The 21330-nt window shown below is 55.0% G+C and carries 19 protein-coding genes; 13 read left to right on the top strand and 6 right to left on the bottom strand.

The genetic code is table 11. The features are described 5' to 3' along the window. Positions 1–210 precede the first annotated feature (210 nt). The 11 genes from P0119_13000 (at position 211) to P0119_12950 (ending at position 12569) form a co-directional block, all read left to right on the top strand. Complete coding sequence (locus P0119_13000) at positions 211–573, top strand: response regulator (protein MDF0666976.1); 363 nt, start codon at positions 211–213, stop codon at positions 571–573. A gap of 30 nt (positions 574–603) precedes the next feature. After that, on the top strand, positions 604–1146 hold the full coding sequence (locus tag P0119_12995; protein MDF0666975.1) for a chemotaxis protein CheW: 543 nt from the start codon (positions 604–606) through the stop codon (positions 1144–1146). A gap of 33 nt (positions 1147–1179) precedes the next feature. Then, positions 1180–3069: a methyl-accepting chemotaxis protein gene (locus P0119_12990; protein MDF0666974.1), complete on the top strand. Its 1890-nt coding sequence runs from the start codon at positions 1180–1182 to the stop codon at positions 3067–3069. 53 nt (positions 3070–3122) lie between these two features. Continuing rightward, positions 3123–6482, top strand: coding sequence for an Hpt domain-containing protein (locus tag P0119_12985; GenBank protein ID MDF0666973.1), 3360 nt, complete (start codon positions 3123–3125; stop codon positions 6480–6482). Between the two features lie 70 nt (positions 6483–6552). Then, entirely contained in the window at positions 6553–7083 is a 531-nt protein-coding gene (locus tag P0119_12980) for a chemotaxis protein CheW (GenBank protein ID MDF0666972.1), read from the top strand. Further along, on the top strand, positions 7077–7523 hold the full coding sequence (locus P0119_12975) for a chemotaxis protein CheW (protein MDF0666971.1): 447 nt from the start codon (positions 7077–7079) through the stop codon (positions 7521–7523). The genes P0119_12980 and P0119_12975 overlap by 7 nt, the downstream gene beginning before the upstream one ends. 38 nt (positions 7524–7561) lie before the next feature. Next, positions 7562–8908, top strand: a complete 1347-nt coding sequence (locus tag P0119_12970) for a response regulator (protein MDF0666970.1) — start codon at positions 7562–7564, stop codon at positions 8906–8908. A 53-nt stretch (positions 8909–8961) separates the two neighbouring features. Continuing rightward, the gene (locus P0119_12965; protein ID MDF0666969.1) at positions 8962–9900 is read left to right on the top strand and encodes a hypothetical protein; all 939 of its coding nucleotides are present in this window, start codon (positions 8962–8964) and stop codon (positions 9898–9900) included. Positions 9901–9963: 63 nt separating this feature from the next. Further along, on the top strand, positions 9964–10842 hold the full coding sequence (locus tag P0119_12960) for an AAA family ATPase (GenBank protein MDF0666968.1): 879 nt from the start codon (positions 9964–9966) through the stop codon (positions 10840–10842). Next, positions 10827–11909, top strand: a complete 1083-nt coding sequence (locus P0119_12955) for an HD domain-containing protein (protein ID MDF0666967.1) — start codon at positions 10827–10829, stop codon at positions 11907–11909. Before P0119_12960 ends, P0119_12955 begins: the two co-directional genes overlap by 16 nt. 120 nt (positions 11910–12029) lie before the next feature. Beyond that, the gene (locus tag P0119_12950) at positions 12030–12569 is read left to right on the top strand and encodes a hypothetical protein (GenBank protein MDF0666966.1); all 540 of its coding nucleotides are present in this window, start codon (positions 12030–12032) and stop codon (positions 12567–12569) included. A gap of 4 nt (positions 12570–12573) precedes the next feature. Here P0119_12950 and lpxD read toward each other — a convergent pair whose 3' ends face one another. The 5 genes from lpxD to P0119_12925 all read right to left on the bottom strand — a co-directional run bounded on the left by lpxD (position 12574) and on the right by P0119_12925 (position 17717). Continuing rightward, complete coding sequence (lpxD, locus tag P0119_12945) at positions 12574–13674, bottom strand: UDP-3-O-(3-hydroxymyristoyl)glucosamine N-acyltransferase (protein MDF0666965.1); 1101 nt, start codon at positions 13672–13674, stop codon at positions 12574–12576. Beyond that, entirely contained in the window at positions 13671–14120 is a 450-nt protein-coding gene (locus tag P0119_12940) for a phosphopantetheine-binding protein (GenBank protein MDF0666964.1), read from the bottom strand. The genes lpxD and P0119_12940 overlap by 4 nt, the downstream gene beginning before the upstream one ends. A gap of 75 nt (positions 14121–14195) precedes the next feature. After that, on the bottom strand, positions 14196–15452 hold the full coding sequence (fabF, locus tag P0119_12935; protein ID MDF0666963.1) for a beta-ketoacyl-ACP synthase II: 1257 nt from the start codon (positions 15450–15452) through the stop codon (positions 14196–14198). A gap of 77 nt (positions 15453–15529) precedes the next feature. Continuing rightward, the gene (gene lptG / locus P0119_12930) at positions 15530–16621 is read right to left on the bottom strand and encodes an LPS export ABC transporter permease LptG (protein MDF0666962.1); all 1092 of its coding nucleotides are present in this window, start codon (positions 16619–16621) and stop codon (positions 15530–15532) included. Positions 16622–16625: 4 nt separating this feature from the next. Further along, the gene (locus P0119_12925) at positions 16626–17717 is read right to left on the bottom strand and encodes an LptF/LptG family permease (protein ID MDF0666961.1); all 1092 of its coding nucleotides are present in this window, start codon (positions 17715–17717) and stop codon (positions 16626–16628) included. A gap of 294 nt (positions 17718–18011) precedes the next feature. Between P0119_12925 and P0119_12920 the strand changes: the two genes are divergently transcribed. Beyond that, entirely contained in the window at positions 18012–18230 is a 219-nt protein-coding gene (locus P0119_12920; GenBank protein MDF0666960.1) for a cold shock domain-containing protein, read from the top strand. Positions 18231–18388: 158 nt separating this feature from the next. Then, positions 18389–20302, top strand: coding sequence for a tetratricopeptide repeat protein (locus P0119_12915; protein ID MDF0666959.1), 1914 nt, complete (start codon positions 18389–18391; stop codon positions 20300–20302). A gap of 27 nt (positions 20303–20329) precedes the next feature. On the opposite strand, the gene P0119_12910 is transcribed toward P0119_12915, so the two are convergent. Next, positions 20330–21286 carry a D-glycerate dehydrogenase gene (locus P0119_12910; protein ID MDF0666958.1) on the bottom strand — a complete coding sequence of 319 codons (957 nt, stop codon included), beginning with the start codon at positions 21284–21286 and terminating at the stop codon, positions 20330–20332. Positions 21287–21330: the final 44 nt, after the last annotated feature.

The raw sequence follows: 21330 nt of genomic DNA, 5'->3' as shown, positions 1-21330 counted from the left end.
TCGGCAATGCAGGGATAGGGAGAGATGCTCGCACGCGAGAATGTCGCTGATGCCGCACACCGGTGTGCCTAAGAACCAAAGCAGCGTGTACGCCTCGGCTGACATGCACAACAGACAAGAGAAGGAGGAGAACCGGCTGTGCAATCGGTGGGGTGATGGCGCTGCATTGAGGACAGCGGCAACATCTGTTGAAGGGAAGGGAAGAGGTGTATGAGCAAAATCATGCTTGTCGATGACTCGTACGCGGAACTGCAGTTGATCGAGTCGTACCTTAAAGCTGCCCAACACACAGTTGTATCGTTCACAACTGCGGATGGGTTGGAGGAGAAGGTGGTCTCTGAAAAACCGGACCTCATCGTTTTGGATGTGGTCATGCCTGGTCGGAACGGATTTCAGGCATGTAGGGATTTGAAAAGCGATGCCCGCTTCAAGAGCATTCCGATCGTGCTCTGCACCTCGAAAGGACAGGAAAGTGACAAGTTCTGGGGGCAGCAACAGGGGGCCAATGGACATGTGGTGAAGCCCTTCAAATCAGAAGACCTTCTGCAAGCGGTGAAACTTGCACTGCGCTGAGAAAACCGATACTGCCGGAACCGCGAAGCGATGATTTCCATAGATGAGTTGCCTCAACTTCATTCAGACTCAGCCCTAGAACAGCAGAAATCCACAGAATCATTGAGGGTTTGCCTGATCACCTTGGGAGGGAAAACCTTCGCCATAGACTTACGCCAAGTTCTCGAGGTCTTCGAGCCAGAGTCGATCACGCCTGTACCAGGTATGCCTGCTTCGCTGGTCGGTGTCACCAATCTACGTGGAACCATCATCCCGCTTGTGGATGTGAGGGCTGCCTTGGGCGTATCGGTTTCCGTCCTTCCGAAATATGCGGTAGTTGTTCGTCACGCGACTCAACAGGTCGGTATACTGGTCGAGGATGTACCGGAGATTGGCACCATCCACTCCGACGATCTAGTGGCTCCCTCGATTCATACTGCGACCGAAACACCGCCCTTGTTATCGAGGTCCTTCAAAACAGAGAAGAAACTGAGCGCCATATTGGAAATGTCACGGCTGTTGGCGTCCATAGAAGGAACGGCTAGTGACCAATCCATCGCGTCATATTGTGGAACGATTGTGCCGGCAAGGTAAGCCCCATCACGAGCAGTGAGCAGGAGGACAATCATGGCGAAGGTTAGAAAGACATGGAAATGGTCGCTTCGTGCATGGTTTAAAAACCTGAAAGCCCTGCAAAAGATCCTTATCGGGTTTTCCTTCATCATTGTCGCCATGATGGCAATTGGTCTGATCAGTCTGATGGGTCTCAGCCAGTTGAAGGGCCAGCTGAGTTCCATTTATGCCGAATCAACCGTGGGGGTTTCGCACGTCGCGGTGAGTAGCACCAACCTCAGCCTCTATCACAATGCGTTGTTAAGCGTTGCGGAACAGCGACAAAAGAGTGATTTCGACGAGGCCATCATTCCCCTCGCCGAATTGAAGAGGCGCACTATGACGCCGATTGAGACGTATCGGCCGTTCGCCACGCACGAGACGGTGGATGGCCGCCGTGACGGACAGGAGGTGGATGTCCTCATTTTTGCGTTGAGAGAATACTTTGCGTCCGCTGAAACCGCGGTGGGAGCGTTGAACGATAGTTTTGACCCCTCGCTCACGGAGGAGCAACGGCAGTCGATGAGGGAGCTGGGACTCACGCTGCTGTCAACTGAAGTGGCTTTGTGGCACGGCCGATCGATATGGCGCTTCCAATGGATGGCGCAACTCATTCGAGACTTGGCGAGCGAATTGAATGATGGTGGGCAACGCCTGGCTGTACACCTTACCAAGGTCATGCTCGGTGCAGCAGTTGCGGCACTCCTCCTGGCGATCGCGATAGGATATTTCCTCGCGCGCAGCATTGTAAAAGACATCATCCATGTAGCCGACGTCGCCACACAGGCTGCTGCTGGAAATTTGCGCGCCCGTGCAAGATTGGAAAGCGACGATGAAATCGGTCATATGGCCAAGGCGTTCAACATCATGTTGGATCGAATCACGACCCTGGTTTCGACGGAAGAAGAGCGGGACCGGATGCAAAAACAACTCGTGCAGTTTCTTGTGTTGGTCTCAGATGTCGGAAAAGGTGATTTGACCAAGCGCGGTGAAGTGACGGCCGATATGTTTGGAAATCTGGCGGACGGATTCAATCTCATGATTCAACGCTTTTCACAGTTGATGAAGCAAGTGCGCCAGGCAGCGGAACGTGTCAATACCTCTGCGAGCAAGCTGAGGGACAATGCCGGGCTGATGGCTGGAACCGCCAAACACCAAGCTGACGAATCGATCAAGGCGCTCGGTGCGGTCGAACTACTGGCGTCGTCGATGCGCCAAGTGACCGAGACCGCGGGAGCGTCGTCCGAAGCGGCCCGCCAAGCCTTACAGGCCACCGAATCCGGCCGGCTCGCGGTGCAGGAAACGGTTCAAGATATGCAGCGTATTCAATTGACAGTCCAACGGATGTCGAAACAGATCAAGGCACTCGGCGACCGTTCATTGGAAATTTCACAAATCGTATCGACCATTCGGGATATCGCCAATCAAACCAACCTGTTGGCCCTCAACGCTGCCATTGAGGCCGCCGGTGCAGGTGAGGCCGGAGCGCGCTTCGCCGTGGTCGCGGATCAGGTGCGGAAGCTTGCGGAAAGCTCGACGCAGGCGACACGCGAGATCGCGGACCTGGTGAAGGTCATCCAGAGTGAAACGCAGCATGCGGTCGTTGCCATGGAGCACGAAACTCAAGCGGTCGAGGCCGGGTCGGCTTCGGCCTTGCGTACGGGCGATGTGTTTAAGGAAATTTCGACGATTGCTCAACGGTCTGCAGAACTTGCCCAAAGTATAGCGGCGTCGGCGGCTGCCCAATCAGTTTCGACCGACCAGGTCGGACGTTCAATCAAGGACTTTACCGGAGGTGCCGTAGCGACACAAAAGGCCACCGATTCGGCACGTGCGACGGTAGAGGATATGGTGACGTTGGCTGAAGGTCTGACTACCTCGGTATCCCAGTTTAAGCTGGCCTGAGAACCGTCCTCATCCACTGAGCGAGAAGAGCCTTCTGGTGTAACGAGGGACCGATGAGCTCGGAGTTCGATCGGCAGAATCTCATCAGCATTTTTGTCCTTGAGGCATCGGATGGGCTGGATGTCCTGACTAAGGCATTGCACCCTCCCGACGGTGCCGTGCCCACCCCTCAAGACCTTGCCGACCAATACATTGTCGCCCATCGTATTTGCGGAGCCGCTGCGCTGTATGGCTTCAGCGGAGTCGCGCAGCTGGCTGAATACTTGGAGATGCTGCTTGAACGAGCGACACCGACTCTTTCAGCGGAATGGGACCGAACGGTAGGTTCGATGCGGACCATCACGGAAAGCCTTCAGGGAATCGTTCGAGCCATCGGACAAGGCGGAGTCGAAGATGCAGAAGCCGTAGAACGCAGTTGGGCGTCGATAAAACAACGAGAGGGAAAACCAGGCGATGAGGCAGCGTTCATGTCCTCCGCGCCGACAATCGATGACGCCTATCTGCTCCCCGTACTCGATGCCGAAATCTTATCCTACTTCATACCCGAAGCTGAGGAGTATCTCGGCACCATGGACGAGCTGATTCGTGTCCTTAGCGAGAAGCGAGATGATGCAGACTCGATTTACCGGCTCTTTCGTGCGGCACATACCCTGAAAGGCTCAGCGTACACCGTAGGCTTCCAAATCATTGGAGATGTCGCTCGTCCCATGGAAGATTGCATGGTCGCGGTTCAGGAACATCGCCTTCCTCTCAGCAATGACCTTCTTGGCATGCTTGCAAAGGCCGGAGAATTGATTCGTCTCATCCTTCGTCATGAACCAGCGAATGTGCAACTACTTCGGCACGATCTGCCGCTTCTTCTCAATCGTTTTAGCGAGGTGGCAGACAGTACAGCCGCCGCACCGGCACCGACAACTCCATCCGACGGCCCCGTCAGGGATAGCCCGATTCCTGTTCAATGTGAGCCCGTTGTCAGAGCAGCAGGGCCGACCGCGGAGTTATCCGATAGCTACTTGATCCCGGATTTGGATCCGGAGGTGTTTTCCTACTTTATCCCTGAGGCGCAAGAGTATGTGGAGCTCTTAGAAGCCAATCTCCTACGATTGGACAAGGAGCCTCTGAACAGAGAACTGATCCATCAGCTCTTTAGGACGGCTCACACGTTGAAAGGCTCAGCCTATACGGTTGGTTTTCAATCGATCGGTGATCTTATCCATCACGTCGAAGACTTCATGGGGTCGGTGCGAGACGGGAGCCTCAACGTGTTACCCGGACATACGGATCTTATGCTTCGGACCATCGATGTTGTACGAGTACTCATGCGAAGAGACCTCAGCAAGGTGGATGGCACGGGGCAACGATTCGAGGCTGCGCGAACAGAGCTGAGACGATTGGACCAGGGTGCAGGAAGAGCGACGACGCCGGCACATCAACCAGCTGACGCCTCCCGTTCAGCGAACGCAGGTCAGCCCGGAGATGGCGTGTCTCGATCTCAGGATGATGGAGTTCCCAACGAGAAATCGCGAGAGGAACGCGAGGTCATTCGTGTCAGTCATGCCCGGCTGGAGCGATTGATGAACCTCGTTGGAGAACTCGTCATTGGACGCGGAAGATTGGAACAACGATTGCGAGTCCTTGAGGAACTGTCACAACAAGTATTGGTGTTCAAGAGTCGTCTAGTGGATTCCGTCCAATCCTTCGCCGACAAGCACACCTTTAGCTATCAGGACACATCGAGTGGTTCAACCGCGTCTGCGAGTCAAGGACTTCCCGTATTCGGCGATTTCGGAAGCCTCGAACTCGATAAGTATGATGACTTTAATATCCTGTCTCGCCGCATCGCCGAGGTCACCACCGATATCAGTGAGTCGATGTCGCAGTTGGATGGATCCATCCAAAGCGCCCATGACGAGATGACCCGACTGCAACACTTGACGCTATTGATGCGAGACGAAATTGCCCGTGCCCGCATGGTTCCGATCGGGACACCGTTCACGAGGTTTCGTCGAGCGGTGAGAGAAATTGCTCGGGCTTCAAACAAGGAAGTGTCCTTGGTCACATCGGGCGAGCAGACGGAAGTGGATACCGGAGTCGTGGAACGATTGGTGGATCCATTGGTGCATTTAGTCAGGAACGCTGTCTATCACGGCATTGAGCCGGCGGCCGATCGAATCGCGACGGGGAAACCGGCTGTCGGAACGGTCTACCTCCACGCGGCTCATCGTGGGAATTCGGTCGTCATTGAGGTGGAAGACGATGGAGCAGGGTTGGATCTGGAGAAAATACGGGCAAAAGCCATCAAGATCGGAGTTGCCCAATCCCGCCAGACACAGGCGATGTCGGATGGAGACCTCTTCCAGTTGATTTTCATGCCCGGTTTTTCAACAGTCGACAAGGTAGGGGAGCAAGCAGGGCGAGGTGTAGGACTGGACGTGGTCAAGCGAGTCATTGAAGGCATGAACGGGCATATTGAGGTGGAGTCTGAGCCCGGTGTCGGCACCAAATTTACTTTGAATCTACCTCTCACCCTCCTCATCGCCACCGCGTTGTTCGTGCGGGTCGGCACCGAAAAATATGCGATTCCATTGCTGAGCATTCAGGAAGTGACGATGCCGACTCTATCCGCAGTACGGGAGGAAGGTAATCATAAGCTCTTACAGCTCGACGAACAAGTTGTTGAATTACAATCTCTCCATCACCTTCTTCGCCGTGAACCAGGAGGCGGCGATTGGACGATGCCGGTCGTGATTGTCCGAACCGCTGCTGGTCCTATGGGCCTGGCGGTCGATGAACTGTTGGGTCGCCAGGAAATCGTCATCAAGCCGCTCGGACCACTGAAACTGTTGGAGCATTCGTTGTTCGGAGGGGCGACCGTCGATCCAGAAGGAAGGATAGTTCTTGTTATCGATCCCAGCCGTTTGACGTCGAGAGGAACGAAGGAATCGACTGCTCGTATTCCCTTTCCCAAGACCACACCACTTCAAGAACCGTCCTTACTACAAGAAGAGATATCGTCGCATAAGTCCCAAGAGGCCCGCCTGCTCTTGATAGATGATTCGTTAAGCATTCGAAAGTTCGTCGGAAGGATGTTGGAGTCGGCCGGATATCCGTTCGATACGGCCGTTGATGGCGAAGACGGGCTCCGAAAGGCATCGACGACAAATTATCGGATGATCCTCACCGATCTTGAAATGCCGAAGCTCAACGGATTCGAAGTTATTCAAGCCCTCAGAAGTGGTCCGGAAACTAGGCAAACGCCGATCGTTGTCATGACGACGAGGGCACGGGACAAACATCGCCAGATGGCGATGAGCCTCGGTGCCAATTCATACGTCTCCAAGCCGGTAGATGAGCGGATGTTGCTGCATGAGGTTGAACGGTGGATCGGAAAGGCTCCGGCGCTGCGCAAGTAACCTTGCGGAAATACTCGTATCAATTGACGAAATGTGACTTGTTGCTGAGAATGGGCAAGAAGGACTTGGCATGGACGTTCGGGAATTGATGGCGGGAATTTCGTCGCCGGCCAGTCCATCACGATTTCTCATCGTGACAGTAGACGAAAGGTATCTGGCGTTGAGTGCCGAATCTATTTGTGGGGTAATGACTCTCGAGGAGATCGGCAATGTTGAAAACCCGACGGTTCATGGCAGGGTGTACCGTGCCATCAATCTCGCCGATCGATTGGGAGTCCCGAATGATCAGGATGGGCCGAACAGGCGTGTCGTGCTGCTTTCTGAAAGAGAAGCTCGTGGGTGCATTCGAGTCACTGCGGTGCAGGGACTTCTTGAATTCCCACTATCTCAAGTCCTGCCGCTTCCAATGCTGTTCCGTGGACCGGAACGGTACTGGTACCGGGGCATGATCCTATTCTCAAAAAGCATTGCGTTGGTTCTGAACACAACGTGGGTTCTCGATGAGCGGATGTCGGGCTTAGAAGGCAATAGCGGGGCAGAACCCACTTGTGAGCTTCTGGCGGCTCCGAAGGTCTCGGTGAACGATGGCGGGACATGCTGAGAACCGGTCAAAAGCATCATCGGGAAAGAGCACGTCATTCCTGGCAGCTGCTGGTGTTTTCAGTAGGAGGGAGACGATTGGCAGTCAAGACATTGGAGGTCTCGGGTATTTCGCAGTGGAGCGAATCTATCCCGGTCGCCGGTCGAACACCTTTTGTCACGGCAGTGGTTCGTCAGGGGCAGACCGTGCTACCGGTATTCGATCTGGCTAGGTTCCTTCATCTTGTCGTGCAAGGAAGCAGTCCCTTGTGTCTGAGGGTAAAGCATCCCCTCGGAGAAATGGCGATGCGCATTGATGAGGAGATTCCTGTGCTTCATACTTTTGATCCTGCCGCGCTTCAAACATACCAAGGCAATGATTTGCCAGCCGAAGGCAGCTATACCAACGGCTTGGACGAAATCCTGATTCTCTCGCTGTCACGACTTGGGTCGACTGTGTGACGATTTCCCGTGTTCCGGGACGGACGAAAGGTGCAGGCATGCCGAAGATCCTAATAGCCGATGATAGCATCGCAGTTCGTAAAGTTGCGGAGCGACTGTTGACCGAGGCTGGCCTCGGCGTCACTCTTGCCGCGAACGGAGAGGAAGCATTGGCCTATTTGGCAAAGGAACGGCCGGATGTTGTTGTGTCAGACGTCATCATGCCGGATAAGAGCGGATATGAGGTCTGTGCCTTTGTCCGTGGAAACGCAACCCTCTCCGCGACGCCCGTACTGCTCATCTCAGGAATCGTGAACGATGAAGTGACCAGGCAGGCCGAGTCTTGCCACGCGAATGGAGTGTTGAAGAAGCCGTTTCAAGGCACATCTCTGAAGGATCGAGTCCTCGAACTGATAGCAAAGCGGCAGGAACCAGCGGGGGCCGCGGTCGCCGAGCCTGTTTCCGTTCTCGCGGCGGCTCCCGCTGAGAGAATGATGCCCATGTCTGACCAACTGCAACAGAGTCTGTGCCGGGTGAGCGGCAAACCCGAAGAGTTTGAAGAACAGTTCCAGGCAGAGCGGGTTCGATCAGAGGAACTGACCAGGCAACTGGCTGAGTCTACAGCGCAGCTTGCTAGCGCCAAAGAAACCGAGGCGCAGCTGGTGACTGAGCGCAAACGCGCCGACGATCTGCGGGAGTCACTCGCAAAGGTTGAAGAACAGTTCCAGGCAGAGCGGGCTCGGTCAGAGGAACTGACCAGGCAACTGGCTGAGTCTACGGCGCAGCTTGCTAGCGCCAAAGAAACCGAGGCGCAGCTGATGACCGAGCGCAAACGCGCCGACGACCTGCAGGAGTCACTCGCTAAAGTCGAGCAACAACTATCAAGAATCCCTGAGCTGGAATCGGCACTGAAGGCGGAGAAGGATGCGGTCGAAGCCTTCAAGCAGGAGGCCGTGAACTGGCAAAAAACTTCTGTTCGAATTGCAGAACTGGAGTCTGCTCTACACGCTGAACGGTCGGCGGCGGAGCAACTCGTGCAACAACTGGTTGAGTTGGAGCAGGTGTCGATCAAGGCAAGAGACGTGGAAACAAGACTCACGAATGCAGAACAGCAGAATGGCGAACTTCATCAGAACATTCGTGACCTCGAAGTAGCACTTTCGACGGAACGACGGAAGAGAGAAGAGACGATGGGACACCTTCAAGAATTGGAGAGAGTGGCGACGAGAGTTCAGGAAATGGAAGGGCTCTTGGTCGCAGAACGAGATCGCAACGGAATACTCGCTCGACAAGTCGTTGAAACCGAACAAGCCGCTGACAGCGCCACAAAACGACTCGAGGAAATGGCGCGCAAGTTAAGCGAGATTGCAGGACTGGCTTCCCAACTCGGACATGGGAGGGGATAATCCTGAGCCGGTCACCTGAACTCTAGTGTGGTTTTGTCGAATGGCTGAAACCAATGTCCGTTGAAAGCGAAAGTGCGTTCCAGAAAGAACTGGTTGAACTGTTCGTTCAAGAGGCACAAGAATGGCTCCAGCAAATTCACGTCGCACTCGATGAACTACAGCAAACTCCGCCTTCCGATCGCCATCGTGTCTTGGCTCAGACAATCAAGGTCGGCGTTACGAACCTCGGCGGATCTGCAGCCACTGTCAACTTGTGCGATGTCGAGCGAGCTAGCTTCGCGGCCCTTCCCTTCGTTGAAGCCGTCCAAGACCCTTCCGTACCAATCTCAACCGATGACTTTATCGCCCTGTGCAAACAGCTGGGGCATGTCCATGGAGCCCTGACTCGAGCGACAGGTTTGGCATTTGAGGAGGAACAGGTACCGGCTTACGGCGAAGGCTCTCCAAGAATGATCGCTACGAAAGAGTTGCTGATATTGCTCCGTGGGCTTCAGGATCAATGCACAGCATCCGACACATTCCATCGCAATGTGGTTCAGACGATGGTGGCCCAGACGGAGGGATTGATGGGGGGCGGGGTGGAGCAATGCAATGTGACTTCCATCCGGGAATTTCTTGACCGGTCAGCCGAAGGAGATCAAGGCTTTCTCCAAGCCGTTCGGCAAGAACTTCCTCATCTGACGGCTGTGCTTCAGACCCTCAAGCATGAGAGCGTCGCCCCTGGCCGATTGTCTTCCGCCCTCCATAATGCAGTTGAACGTACCGCGCAGCTCTGGTCTGCCGCTCAGCAGGTCAATGCTTCTCATGCGATGGTATTTTTTATGGGATTGCATAGCTTCCTCACCGTCGTGATGCAGCATCGTGTGATGGTAAGCGCAGACAACTATGACGCAGTCCAGTCACGTCTGGACCAGAGCGTGAAGGGAATTGAGGACTGGGCAGAACGCGGTCGGGTGGAGCGCATGGCGATACAAGGCGTGTTGCCCCACTGAATGAACCCCATCTATCCGAAGCGTCCCTCCGGCTGAGATGCCGAAACGAAAAAGGACATACCAGTGCCGCTTGTCGATGCGATACAAAATCATAGTCTGATTCAAGATTCCGCCTACGAGTCTTATTGGCGACTGCGTCTTCGCCCCTTTGAGAATGTGCCGGATCCGCAGTTTTATGTCCCATCGGTCAAACATGATGCAGCAATGGAACGGATGCTGTACGGGATCCATGCCCGTAAAGGGATCGTGATGCTTACCGGTGAGATCGGAAGTGGGAAGACACTCCTCAGTCGTGCCGTGATTCTCAAGCTTCCCCGATCCCGCTATGAGATCGGACTGGTATCGAATCCGACTATCCCAGGGAATGAATTTCTCGGCGAGATCTTGTTTCAACTCGGATTGGATTTCCACGGGACACGAGTGGAGCAGTTGCGTCGCTTGAACGATCAACTGCTTGCCAACTACCATCGAGAAGTGGACACGGTTGTAGTGGTGGATGAAGCCCAGGCCATCGAACACGACCGCTTGTTTGAAGAGCTGCGCCTTCTCAGCAATTTCCAGCTAAATGATCGGTTTCTCATCACCCTCGTGCTCGTAGGACAGCCGGAACTGCGGGATCGTATCGCGCGTATTCCGCAGCTTGCTCAACGGGTGGCTGTTCAATACCATATCGAATATTTGAATCGCGCCGAAACGAAAGCCTATGTTCTGACTCGTCTCGCTGCTGCGGGGGGCGAGTTGCCGATATTCTCACCGGGTGCGATTTCCTCTGTCTATCATCGCACTGGTGGTGTATGCAGATTGATCAACTCGCTGTGCGACCTGTGTCTCCACGTCGGGCGTGTTTCGGAAGCGCGCCAGATCAAACGCTCGTTGGTGGAAAAAGTTGCGAATGATATGCTACATCGACATCACAGTCCCGGCGCATGGGTAATGCCTTGACGACCTGGTATCAAGAGGCAGGACAGGTGTTGGGCGGGATAGCGGCCGCTGTTCTGGAACACCGTTCCATATCACTCGAACCACTTGAAACCCTTGCGACGAGCGTCGTGTCATCGCTGCAGCGCAACGATGAGCTCGTCGTACATGCCCTAGCGGGAGCGCCCGGATCACCACTCATCACCAATCTGATCAATGTGGCCATACTCGGAACCAAGGTCGGAATCGGCCTCGGGTACTATGGGGAAGAGCTACACCGGTTGGCACTGGCGGGATTTGTCCACGATATTGGATTGTTTGCCGTGCCGAAACACGTGATCAGCAAGTCCGGCCGATTGACCAAGGAAGAGCGGGAACTCATTGAGAGGCATCCTGAGCTGGGCTATCAAGTTATCGAGAAGTGCGGACCAACGTATCGTTGGTTAGCACAATTGACGCGTCAGGCTCACGAACGCTTCAACGGGCAGGGATACCCCAATCGACTCGCTGGAAGAGCGGTCAGTGAAATGGCTCAGATCTTGGGTGTGGTCGACGTATTCGATGCATTGGTGAGCGAGCGTCCCTATCGCCGTCGCCTTCTTCCGCACGAAGCGATCAAGGAACTCCTGGTTGCTGAACGAAAAACCTTTCCTCGAGAAGTCCTGAAGGCGCTCGTCGAGCAGTTTTCGGTGTACCCGCTTGGGACGACAGTGCGATTGACGAGCGGAGGAGTAGGAACAGTGACCAACGTGAATAGCCGTTATCCCCTTCGCCCGGTCGTGCGGATGGATGGTCGGCAGGAATATGAAGTAAGTGGTGCTTGTGAGATTGATTTGAGCCGCGCGCCAGCAATATCGATCGCGGAGATTCTACAGCCTCCTGTCGTCGGACGCATCACGTTTTCGGAAACACCCTCCAAATCGTTAACGGCTGTTGTGCCGACCGTCGTTTCTGATTCCTTCACGTCCTTGCTCGAAAGCCTTGACGCGGTTGCGTTGACACTGCAAGGCGTGGTGGACACCAAGAAAACCTCGTTGAAGCCTCCAGATCTTGATACCGATATCGGTACTATGACGAGGATCGATTGCTAGTTTCGGTAGCAGATCGACATCGAAGGGCCCCCCTCGTTCTATTCTTTCCAGCAGACATCCGGATGGTTATAATAGCGTGCTTCCTCTCCGATATGTCTTGACGATCGTAAAGAGAATAACGTGCCGAAGCTCATCAACGTTCATCATCCACAGCAGGCGATACAGCTGGCCCAGGAGTACGTCAAAACGTACATCCTCATGCCGTCCGGTCTTCTAGGCCTCATCTGCATGATCGGCGCGATCGGAGGTCTGGGATACCAGTGGCTCTCAACCGACGGCTATACCTTTGGTACCTTGTATCAGAGCTCCGGGTTGTTCATATCGGGCGTAAGCTTGGGAGCATTGCAGACGCTCTATCAACGGCATCTCTTGCGGGAGTTCCCGGAAGTTCTGGCGGCCCGGATGAAAGAAGGGCTGAATCGGCAGAGAGGCACGCTCAAGAAGAGGTCGGATGCGACGACCATCAAGCATCCGGGGCGTCAATTCGTTCCGCTCGCATATTTGCTGGGCGCGATCATCTTAATTGGAGGGACCATTGCGGCGTATGTCTACGGCAGCGTGAATATAGTTCCGGCGCTCTTGATGCCCTGGGCCGGATTCTATTGGGCAAGGCTGTTCTTGTGGCGGAGAGTGATCAAGGTAGGAAAAACCCAGGGCTGAAGTGTTAGCTCTTTCTAGAACGAGCTGCTCTTAATCGAGGCCCTCGACCTGACGAACGTTTTTGCTGCCCTTCAAGGGCCGCCACACGCTGTTCCAAATCCCGCACGAGTTGTTTCAACTCTGGGAGCTGAAAAATAGTGCCTTGAACTCTCAGTGCTTTTTCACGCGGCATTGCCGGGATGCCGCCTACCATCTGGTTGGATCCAATACTCCGATTGACTCCGGCTTTGGCCGCGATCATGACCTGATCTCCGATGGTGAGGTGATCGGCAAGCCCGGCCTGACCGCCGATTACCACATGATGGCCGATGGTTGTGCTGCCGGCGATGCCCACCTGCGCGACGAGAATGCTGTGCTCTCCCACTGTGACATTGTGAGCAATCTGGACGAGATTATCGACTTTGGTGCCCTGCTTTATCAGGGTCCGGCCGAACGTTGCGCGGTCGACCGTCACATTGGCTCCTAGTTCAACGTCGTCTTCGATGACAACGCCGCCGAGTTGAGGGATCTTATGATGTCGGCCTTGATGCTGCACGTATCCGAACCCGTCGGCTCCGATCACGGTTCCGCTGTGCACAATCACTCGCGCACCAAGTGAACAGCTCTCGCGGACGACGACATTGGGGTACAGAATGCAATCGTCCCCGATCGTTGAATCAGATCCTACAAAGACTCCCGGACAGAGTGTGACACGATTGCCGATCGTCACGCGGTCGCCCAAGGTCACAAAAGGCCAGATAGAAGGATCGTTTCCGATCCGTACGTCGGCTCCCTGTATCACCTGTTCCGCAAGGCCCCGAGGTACCTGTTGCCGGACAAAAAAAGCCTGTGCGACTCGCGCGAAGGCCAACATCGGATGGTCCACGACGATTTGTGGCACAGCGAGATCGGGCAAATGGCGATGAACCAGTAGTGCTGCTACGCGAAGGGTTGCCGCCGCCTTCGACATTTTGTCGTTGGCGATGAATGACAACGCGTCTGGATTGGCTTCGCTGAGACTCGTTAAGCCATAGACCGGTGTCTGGCTGTCGCCGTGAATCGTCCCTCCGACGACCTCCTGGATTTGAGCCAATGTGATCGGAGAAGGCAGTTGGGGTTTGCTCATCGGGTCCCGACTTTCTTCTTCCCGGACGGAACGGCGCCTGTCTTCTTTGGCTTTCCGGCCGAGGCGGGCTTGAGTGAAGCCGCCTTCTTGGTGGCTGAGGGCTTGGCTGTCTTGCCCGCAGTCGACTTGGTTGATTTCGACTTGCTCGCGGGGGTCGCGGGTTTGGTCGTCTCGGGCTTCGACTCAGTCTTCGGTTCAGCGAGCCGCCGCTGAACATAGGCGGCCACGGTACCAACGGTACTCAACCCCGGGAGGTCTTGATCGGGGATTTGAAGTTTGAATCGTTCCTCGATTTCGAAGAGCAGTTCGATGATGGCCACTGAGTCGAGGCCCAGATCATCTCGGAGATGATGTGACTCGGTAATCGACGCAGGGTCTCGTTTGAGATAGCTGGCTAAGGCCTGAGTAATTTTAGAGGTAATCGCGGGATCGACGGGTTCAGTCATTATGGGTACTCCTTACAAATGGAATGAGGCGTTTCGCATGTGAATTCCGCGAGTGGTCCTCGAGTTCATCTATGCTTATGCCACAAATTGTTTCAAGACTACCGTGGCATTGTTACTGCCGAATCCGAATGCGTTCAAGAGGGCGTAACGAACCTTTCGTTCCTGCACGGCATGCCGGATCCCATCCAACTGGCAGGCTGGATCCGGTTCCTCATAATTCGCAGTGGGATGAATTTGTCCGGTGTGAATTGAAAGAGTCGTTGCTACAGCGCCGATCGCGCCTGCCGCCCCCAGGGTATGGCCGATCAGCGACTTCGTGGCATTGACGGCGATTTTGTCCGCGCGATTCTTAAACAGACTCCTGATCGCTTTGGTCTCAACGGCATCGCCGATCGTCGTGGAGGTCGCATGGGCGTTGATGTAGTCGACCTGATCGGGACCGATGCCGGCAGAATCTAGACCGATCTTCATGGTCATGGAGATTTCCTGACCATCTTCCTGCGGAATGACCATGTGATAGGCTTCGCTGGTCGCAGCATATCCGGCAAGCTCAGCATAGACTCTCGCTTTCCGTTTCTTGGCATGCGCCCATGATTCTACGACTAATGCGGCAGCCCCCTCTCCCATGACGAATCCATCACGGCGTCGATCGAAGGGGCGCGAGGCTCGTTCCGGAGCATCGTTAAACTCGCTGGAAAGCGCGCGCAAGGAACAGAATCCGGCAAAGACCAACGGAGTAATGCTCGCGTCGGCTCCGACGACGATCATGACATCGGCTTGACCGCTGCGAATGCATTGAAGGGCTTGACCAAGGGCATGGGCACTGGATGAGCAGGCCGTCGAGATCGTGAGGTTCGGTCCTTTGGCGCCGTGTGCCATCGCGACGATGCCCGAGGCGGAATTCAGCGTGATCGTAGGAATGAAATTGGGATGGACGCGATGGGGTCGTTGAGTCTTAAAGAGCTGCGTAATTTCGCGCTCTCCCATCACCATCCCGCCCATACCGGCTCCGACAATGACGCCGACGCGATGGGGAGCCTCTTTGGCCATGCTTAGATCGGCATCGGCGAGCGCTTCCTTCGTGGAGACCAAGGCGAATTGCGCGTAACGATCCACGCGACTCGATTGTGTCGTCGGCAAATACTGCTCCGGTGAGAAATTGTGGACTTGTCCTGCAACTCGCGAACGATAGCCGGACATGGGAAACCACCCTAGGGAAGGGATCGCGGTAATCCCAGAACGGCCCGCGAGGGCTGCCTTCCAGAATTCACTGACGCCGATCCCGATGGGAGATACTACCCCAAGACCGGTAATTACCACGCGCGAGGCCATGTTTCTCCCTCCTTATGGGCGCACACGGCGCCTTTCTTACCGGAAGACCGATGTACAGTCAACTAGGAAACCTCTCTTTAATGCCTAACTTTCAATAATAGATACAGCCCGAAGCTGAGGAACAGCGCATTGGCCATCCAACCGGCCAGCATGGGAGCCAAAGCGCCTCCTCGTCCTAGCGCGATGGCGACGGAGTGGGTCGTCCAGTAGCAGAATCCGATGATGAACGCTTGTCCGATACCCATGGCCATACTTCCACCGCGGACTCCGCTTCGACGCAAACTGAGCGCAATCCCGACGAGCATCATCACGACGGTCACTAATGGGAATGCGACACGGCCGTAGTAATCCGTCAGCAGGCGAGCGAACGAGAAACCTTCGTGTTGAAAGCGCGCGAGGTAATTTCGGATTTCCCGAAACGTCATGGTTTCTGAGTTCCCCACAAGTGAGGAAGAAAAATCATCGGGAATCAATGGAATGTTGATCGTCTGTTCCGTAAACAGAGCCAGCTCGACGGTATCGTCCGAATGGAATCGACGGTGATTTCCGTTCAGCAGGACCCAGCCCTGAGGAGTATAGCGGACTTCAGCCGCTTCTGTAATCCGATCGAGCTTAAACGGCGGACGAAAATAAAAGATTCGTACACCTCGAAGGACCGTGCCTGCGGCATCGATCTCATTGACTTCCATCAGGCCGTCGGCGCTGATTCGGGCCCAGGGCTGGACGGCTTTGACGGTGACAGGAGCCGGTCTTTGTTCGATTTGGACCACCCGGACTTCTTCGGCTTTCTCCGAGGCGAGCGGAATGACGGTCGAGCTGAAAAGAAAGAGAATGACAGCCACGCCGGTGGAAAACAGGAGAAACGGCGACGTCATCCACAACAAACTGATCCCGCAGCTGCGCATCGCGGTGATTTCGTTGCTGCGGGAGAGAAGACCGATCGTCAGTAGGGTCGCTACGAGAATGGCGAAGGGGGCGACTTGAAAGGAAATTGAAGGGATCTTCAACGCAAAGTACGTCAGGATAGGGAGGATGCCGGACTCAAACCGAAGAAACCTTCGGACTTTTTCAAAAAAATCAATGACCACGTAGATCGTCACCAAGCCGGAAAAGCAGATTCCAAAAATTTTCATGTACTCGAAGAGGATATACCGAAATAGAATCGTCATGATGCTAGCGTTTGCTCATCCGTAAGAAGAGCACGATGGTGATCACAAGGAATATGACATTGGGCAGCCAGGCGCCCCAAAAGGGATGCAGGATCAAGGCCGTCACCAGGAAATCGCAGCCGACATTCAGAATATAGAAGGCAATGATGATGCCCACACCCACGGCGAATCCGCCCACACGACCGGACCGTTTCGACACGATTCCGACCGGGACTCCCAATAGACAGAATATAAGCGATGCGGTTGGGAACGCCAGGTCTTTGTAATATTCCATGAGGCGGCGAAGCGCGCCGGCATCTTTGCCGCCGGTTTCTGCGAGGCGTAACATAATTTGATCATAGGACGGACGTTCCTCTGTCGCAGAGTAGCTGCTGAGGTTCAGGTTGATCTTGATATCGTAGCGCGTGAACGCAATCCGTTGGGACTGATCGACCTGGGGTGGCCTGCTATGAATCATGCCGTTCTCCAACCTGAGTGCGACGTGGTCATGCTCAGAATCCATGAAGATGTGGTATTGCTCCGCCACGATGACTCGCGGTTCATGCGGTAAGCGTTCATCCGAGATAAAGATACCGGGAGCGGGACGTCCCTGCTCACCTTCTGGGACATAGATCATCATATTCGGAATCGGCTCGTTGAAGGTCCCACGTTCCAAGGCGAGGGCGAGTTGATCTTTCAGCAGATTCAGCGCGACCTTCTTCAGGTTCAGGGAACTCCATGGCTGCCCCCATTGAGACAATACCAATGTCAGCGTAAAGACACACACCGAGAAGAGGAGTACCGGCTGCGAGAGACGAAACAGGCTGAGCCCGGTTGCGCGCATAGCGATCAGTTCCTTGTCAAAGGACAACCGACCAAATGCGGTAACCGATGCGATCAGGCCCGCGATCGGAAGGGTGAGCACGAGGCCCGAAGGGAGCAACATGGCGATCACTTTGAGAACTGCCCAGAAACCGACCCCCTTGGAGACCAACAGTTCGACAAGACGCAAGAGTTCCTTGGTCAACATGACAAAGCAGAGCGCGCCGAGGCTGAGACCAAACGGAGAGAGCAGTTCCGCGAAAATGTAGCGATCAAGCAGCGTTCGTAAGATCACAGAATGTCAGGACCGGAGAGATGGTGAATACTATAAGGTGAATCCTTCTTCCCTGTAAACACGGGAGCAAGTCTTCACCTCAAAGATTCGCTTGACACAGCTTGATGCCTATGTTACATGCAGCGCGACTTTCCCTCAAATGATGGGTTCCGTGAGCGATGCACCATTCCTTACAGATGCCCGTCCCATCAACTATCCCGATTCTTGCCCAATCTGGTTGCAATTGTAATACAGGGTCGATTGAGTGGAGTCGCTACGTAACCAATCGTAGTTGTTGACAAAAGGAGGGCTTCTGTGAAGACAAAAGGAACGGTCAAGTGGTTCAACGATCGAAAAGGGTTTGGATTCATCCGGCTGGATAGCGGAGAAGACGTCTTCGTCCACTACTCCGCTTTACAAGGAGAAGGTTTCAAGACTCTCAAGGAGGGGGAAAACGTCGAGTTTGACATCGTGCAGGGAGCCAAGGGTCCTCAAGCGGCCAATGTGCTCAAGGCGGCGATCGCCGCGTCCTAAGTCATCATATCTTCCATTTGGCTCGGTAGAAGGGCCGATCATTCGACAAGAGTGCTCGGCGCTTCTACTGACGTGCGCACCGTCTGATTCAGCCATTTCCTAGACAAAAACCATTGACACTGTTAGTTTTTGGCTGTTCTGTTCCTGGAGGTATTGTTGTGCCATCGGATCGAAGTCGAGTCCTTCAACAAGCGCAGTTCCTGGCGTCCCGCGGACAGTACGAAGCGGCCATCGCCGAATGGAAGAGGTTGGCCACAGAAACCCCCGCCGACGGCACCGTTCATAATACGATCGGTGATTTGCACTTGAAGCGAAACGCTCCGGAGGAAGCGGCCGCTGCATTCTTGCAAGCGGCCTCGGCCTTCCGGGCCGAAGGCGCTACTCTTAAGGCAATTGCTGCCTTTAAGAAAGTCCTTAAATGCGATCCCTCCCGGTACGAAGTCTATCGCCACCTTGGAGATCTGAACGTCGAACGTGGACTCATCAGCAGTGCCGTCCAGGATTACCTCACCTTAGGGAAGTCCTACCTAAAAGGACGTCGGGGAAAAGACGCGCTCGAAATCTACAAGAAGATCGTTCTTCATGATCCATCGAATCTCGACGCGCAGCAGCGCGTCGCCGAACTCTGTGTCCAGGAAAACCATGGGGATGAAGCGACCAAAGTGTATCTCCAGTTGGGCCGAGAACGATCGGCGCAAGGGCGGTACGATGAGGCGAAAGACGCCTATCTCGCAGCTCTCAGGATCGATCCTGCGAACAACGAGGCGGCTCAATTCGTGGATAGCATGAAGAAGGGTGGAACCGCGTCGATTAAAGCGGTCAAACCAGGATCCACCCCGCCGGTGCAGAAACCATCCGAACCGGTTGATTTGCTGGCTGAGGCAGTTCGGCGCATCGACGAAAAGCAGTATGCCGGTGCGGAAGCGATCCTGAACCAAATGCTCACCAGGGAACCAGGGAACCCCCAAGTCTGTCAACTCCTGGCTCGATTGCATTTACAACGAGGGGATGTGCAAGTGGCGCTGGGGGAATATCGCTTCTTGGCCGGCGCAGCGCTGCGGGCGCATGATATCGCTCTTGCTGAATCGTTGATTCAGGAGTTCTTGGCTGTTGATCCGAACTCCGTGCCCTTACTGGAACTGAACGGGGAACTGCGCGAAGAGCAAGGTGATCGCGGAGGAGCCGCAGAGCACTATGCAAAGGCCATCGAACTCTTGTTGGAGCATCCCGAGCCCGGCATGGAAAGTCTGCATGAAGAGCTCTTCGAAAAGGTACGATCACTGTCCGGGGATGAGACATTGGTGAATCGGCTGGCGACGAGGATGGGGAGAGGATCCACGGCAGATCAGAACGGGCCTGCTCAAAATGAGTCAGTGCCGGAAACGTCGTCGGACTTCGTATCTGCTTTGGCAAGTGATGATCAATCTTTTCCGGTTCATTCAGAAGCTATGCAATCGACCAGTCCAGGTGATCAGGCTCGGGAAGACTCGGAATTCTCGCTGACAGGTGCTGCGCCGGACGACATCGGTCCTTTTGCAGGGATCAACGAGATGCAAGAGGCCGAAGACCCAGCATTGTCGGTTTCATACTCGGCCGAGCCCTCCGTCATTCAGACTGCCGTGGAATCGGCTGTTCCCGACGAACCACTCACTCCTCCTAAGCCGGCAACAAAGGAGCCGCCGCCTGATTATGAGGCGCAGTATGCGTTGGGCGTGGCGTACAAGAACATGGGATTGTACGAGGAGGCAAGAGAAGCGTTTCAGGTGTCGATGAACAGCGACTCGTTTTATCTCGATTCTGCGTTAATGACGGCAGTCTGTCTCAAAGAGGAGCATCTCATCGCTCAAGCAATTCTAGAGCTGGAAACGGTCTCGGCTGATCCTCGTTGCCAAGGGGCCAAGGGGCAGGCCATTCGTTACGAGTTGGGCTTCCTGTATGAAGCAGAGGAACAGTGGGAAAAGGCCGTGCACGCCTACCAATCTATTCCTTCGTTTCATGACGTCCCACAGCGACTGACGGCATTAATGGGCAGACCAGGGGGAAGGAACGACGGTTTTCGGTATGCACCGTAAAGTTCGGCCCCATTCCCCGATCACACCCTAGTTCACTCGATTCGGCGCCGGTCTGCCTCCTAATACGGCTGCAATATTGTCGAGACAGATGAATCCCATGCGAACGCGAGTCCCGAGTGTGGCTGATCCCAGATGTGGAAGAAGGACCACATTCGGCAGTGATCTCAAACGGGCATGGATCGTCGGTTCGTGCTCGTAGACATCCAGCCCCGCACCTGCGATCGTGCTTGCCTCAAGCGCCGACACCAAGGCAGATTCGTCGATGACAGGACCTCGCGACGTATTGATTAGGTAAGCCGTCGGCTTCATCAGGGCCAGCTTGCGTCGGTCGATGAGATGCCGAGTGCCCTCGGTGAGCGGGACATGGAGCGAAAGACAATCACACTCCGCGACTACTTCGGCTAGGGAGCGCCAAACCCACGAGCTGCCGGGTGGGTTGCAAACGCTCTGACGGCCCGCGTAGATCACCGGCATCCGAAACCCAGCCGCCCGTCGCGCGACCGCTTGTCCGATCCGTCCCATGCCGACGATGCCCAGCGTCTTCCCTGACAGGTCGGCGCCCAGCATCTGTGTCGGTGTCCATCCAGGCCAGGTACCGGTTCGCACCCACGCATCTCCCTCAACGATCCGTCTCGTCAGCGCGAGCAAGAGACCCCAGGTCAGATCAGCGGTGGCATCGGTCAGCACGTCTGGTGTATTGGTAACGATGATGCCGCGCCGAGCCGCGGCGGCAAGATCGATATTGTTGTAGCCGACTGCATAGTTGGCGATGATTTTCAATCGCTTAGCCTGGGACAATAACGAGGCATCGATACGATCCGTCAGGGTGCAGATCACCGCCTGTGCCTCGATAAAGCCACGACGCAGCTCTTCCTCCGTCGGCGGCAAATCTGTCGGTTCGGCCAGCAGCCGATACTGGCCGAGGATTGAGTCCAACACCGGGCGTGGCAACAGGCGGGTTACGTATAAGATCGGCCGTTCCATGGGCCTCTCCATTGTAGAAGAATTTGTAGGCGACCGACAACGAC

This window comes from Nitrospira sp., from assembly GCA_029194665.1.
Lineage (GTDB): Bacteria > Nitrospirota > Nitrospiria > Nitrospirales > Nitrospiraceae > Nitrospira_D.
The sequence above is the reverse complement of the archived record's forward strand: the minus strand, read 5'-3'. Positions and strand labels throughout refer to the sequence as shown.

Bases quoted from the DNA above. Each gene is read 5' to 3' on its own strand.
- P0119_12995 (MDF0666975.1), top strand. From the start codon at position 604: ATGATTTCCATAGATGAGTTGCCTCAACTTCATTCAGACTCAGCCCTA.
- P0119_12990 (MDF0666974.1), top strand. From the start codon at position 1,180: ATGGCGAAGGTTAGAAAGACATGGAAATGGTCGCTTCGTGCATGGTTT.
- lpxD (MDF0666965.1), bottom strand. From the start codon at position 13,674: ATGAGCAAACCCCAACTGCCTTCTCCGATCACATTGGCTCAAATCCAG.
- P0119_12940 (MDF0666964.1), bottom strand. From the start codon at position 14,120: ATGACTGAACCCGTCGATCCCGCGATTACCTCTAAAATTACTCAGGCC.
- P0119_12980 (MDF0666972.1), top strand. From the start codon at position 6,553: ATGGACGTTCGGGAATTGATGGCGGGAATTTCGTCGCCGGCCAGTCCA.
- P0119_12975 (MDF0666971.1), top strand. From the start codon at position 7,077: ATGCTGAGAACCGGTCAAAAGCATCATCGGGAAAGAGCACGTCATTCC.
- P0119_12965 (MDF0666969.1), top strand. From the start codon at position 8,962: ATGTCCGTTGAAAGCGAAAGTGCGTTCCAGAAAGAACTGGTTGAACTG.
- fabF (MDF0666963.1), bottom strand. From the start codon at position 15,452: ATGGCCTCGCGCGTGGTAATTACCGGTCTTGGGGTAGTATCTCCCATC.
- P0119_12970 (MDF0666970.1), top strand. From the start codon at position 7,562: ATGCCGAAGATCCTAATAGCCGATGATAGCATCGCAGTTCGTAAAGTT.
- P0119_13000 (MDF0666976.1), top strand. From the start codon at position 211: ATGAGCAAAATCATGCTTGTCGATGACTCGTACGCGGAACTGCAGTTG.
- P0119_12910 (MDF0666958.1), bottom strand. From the start codon at position 21,286: ATGGAACGGCCGATCTTATACGTAACCCGCCTGTTGCCACGCCCGGTG.
- P0119_12985 (MDF0666973.1), top strand. From the start codon at position 3,123: ATGAGCTCGGAGTTCGATCGGCAGAATCTCATCAGCATTTTTGTCCTT.
- lptG (MDF0666962.1), bottom strand. From the start codon at position 16,621: ATGACGATTCTATTTCGGTATATCCTCTTCGAGTACATGAAAATTTTT.
- P0119_12955 (MDF0666967.1), top strand. From the start codon at position 10,827: ATGGGTAATGCCTTGACGACCTGGTATCAAGAGGCAGGACAGGTGTTG.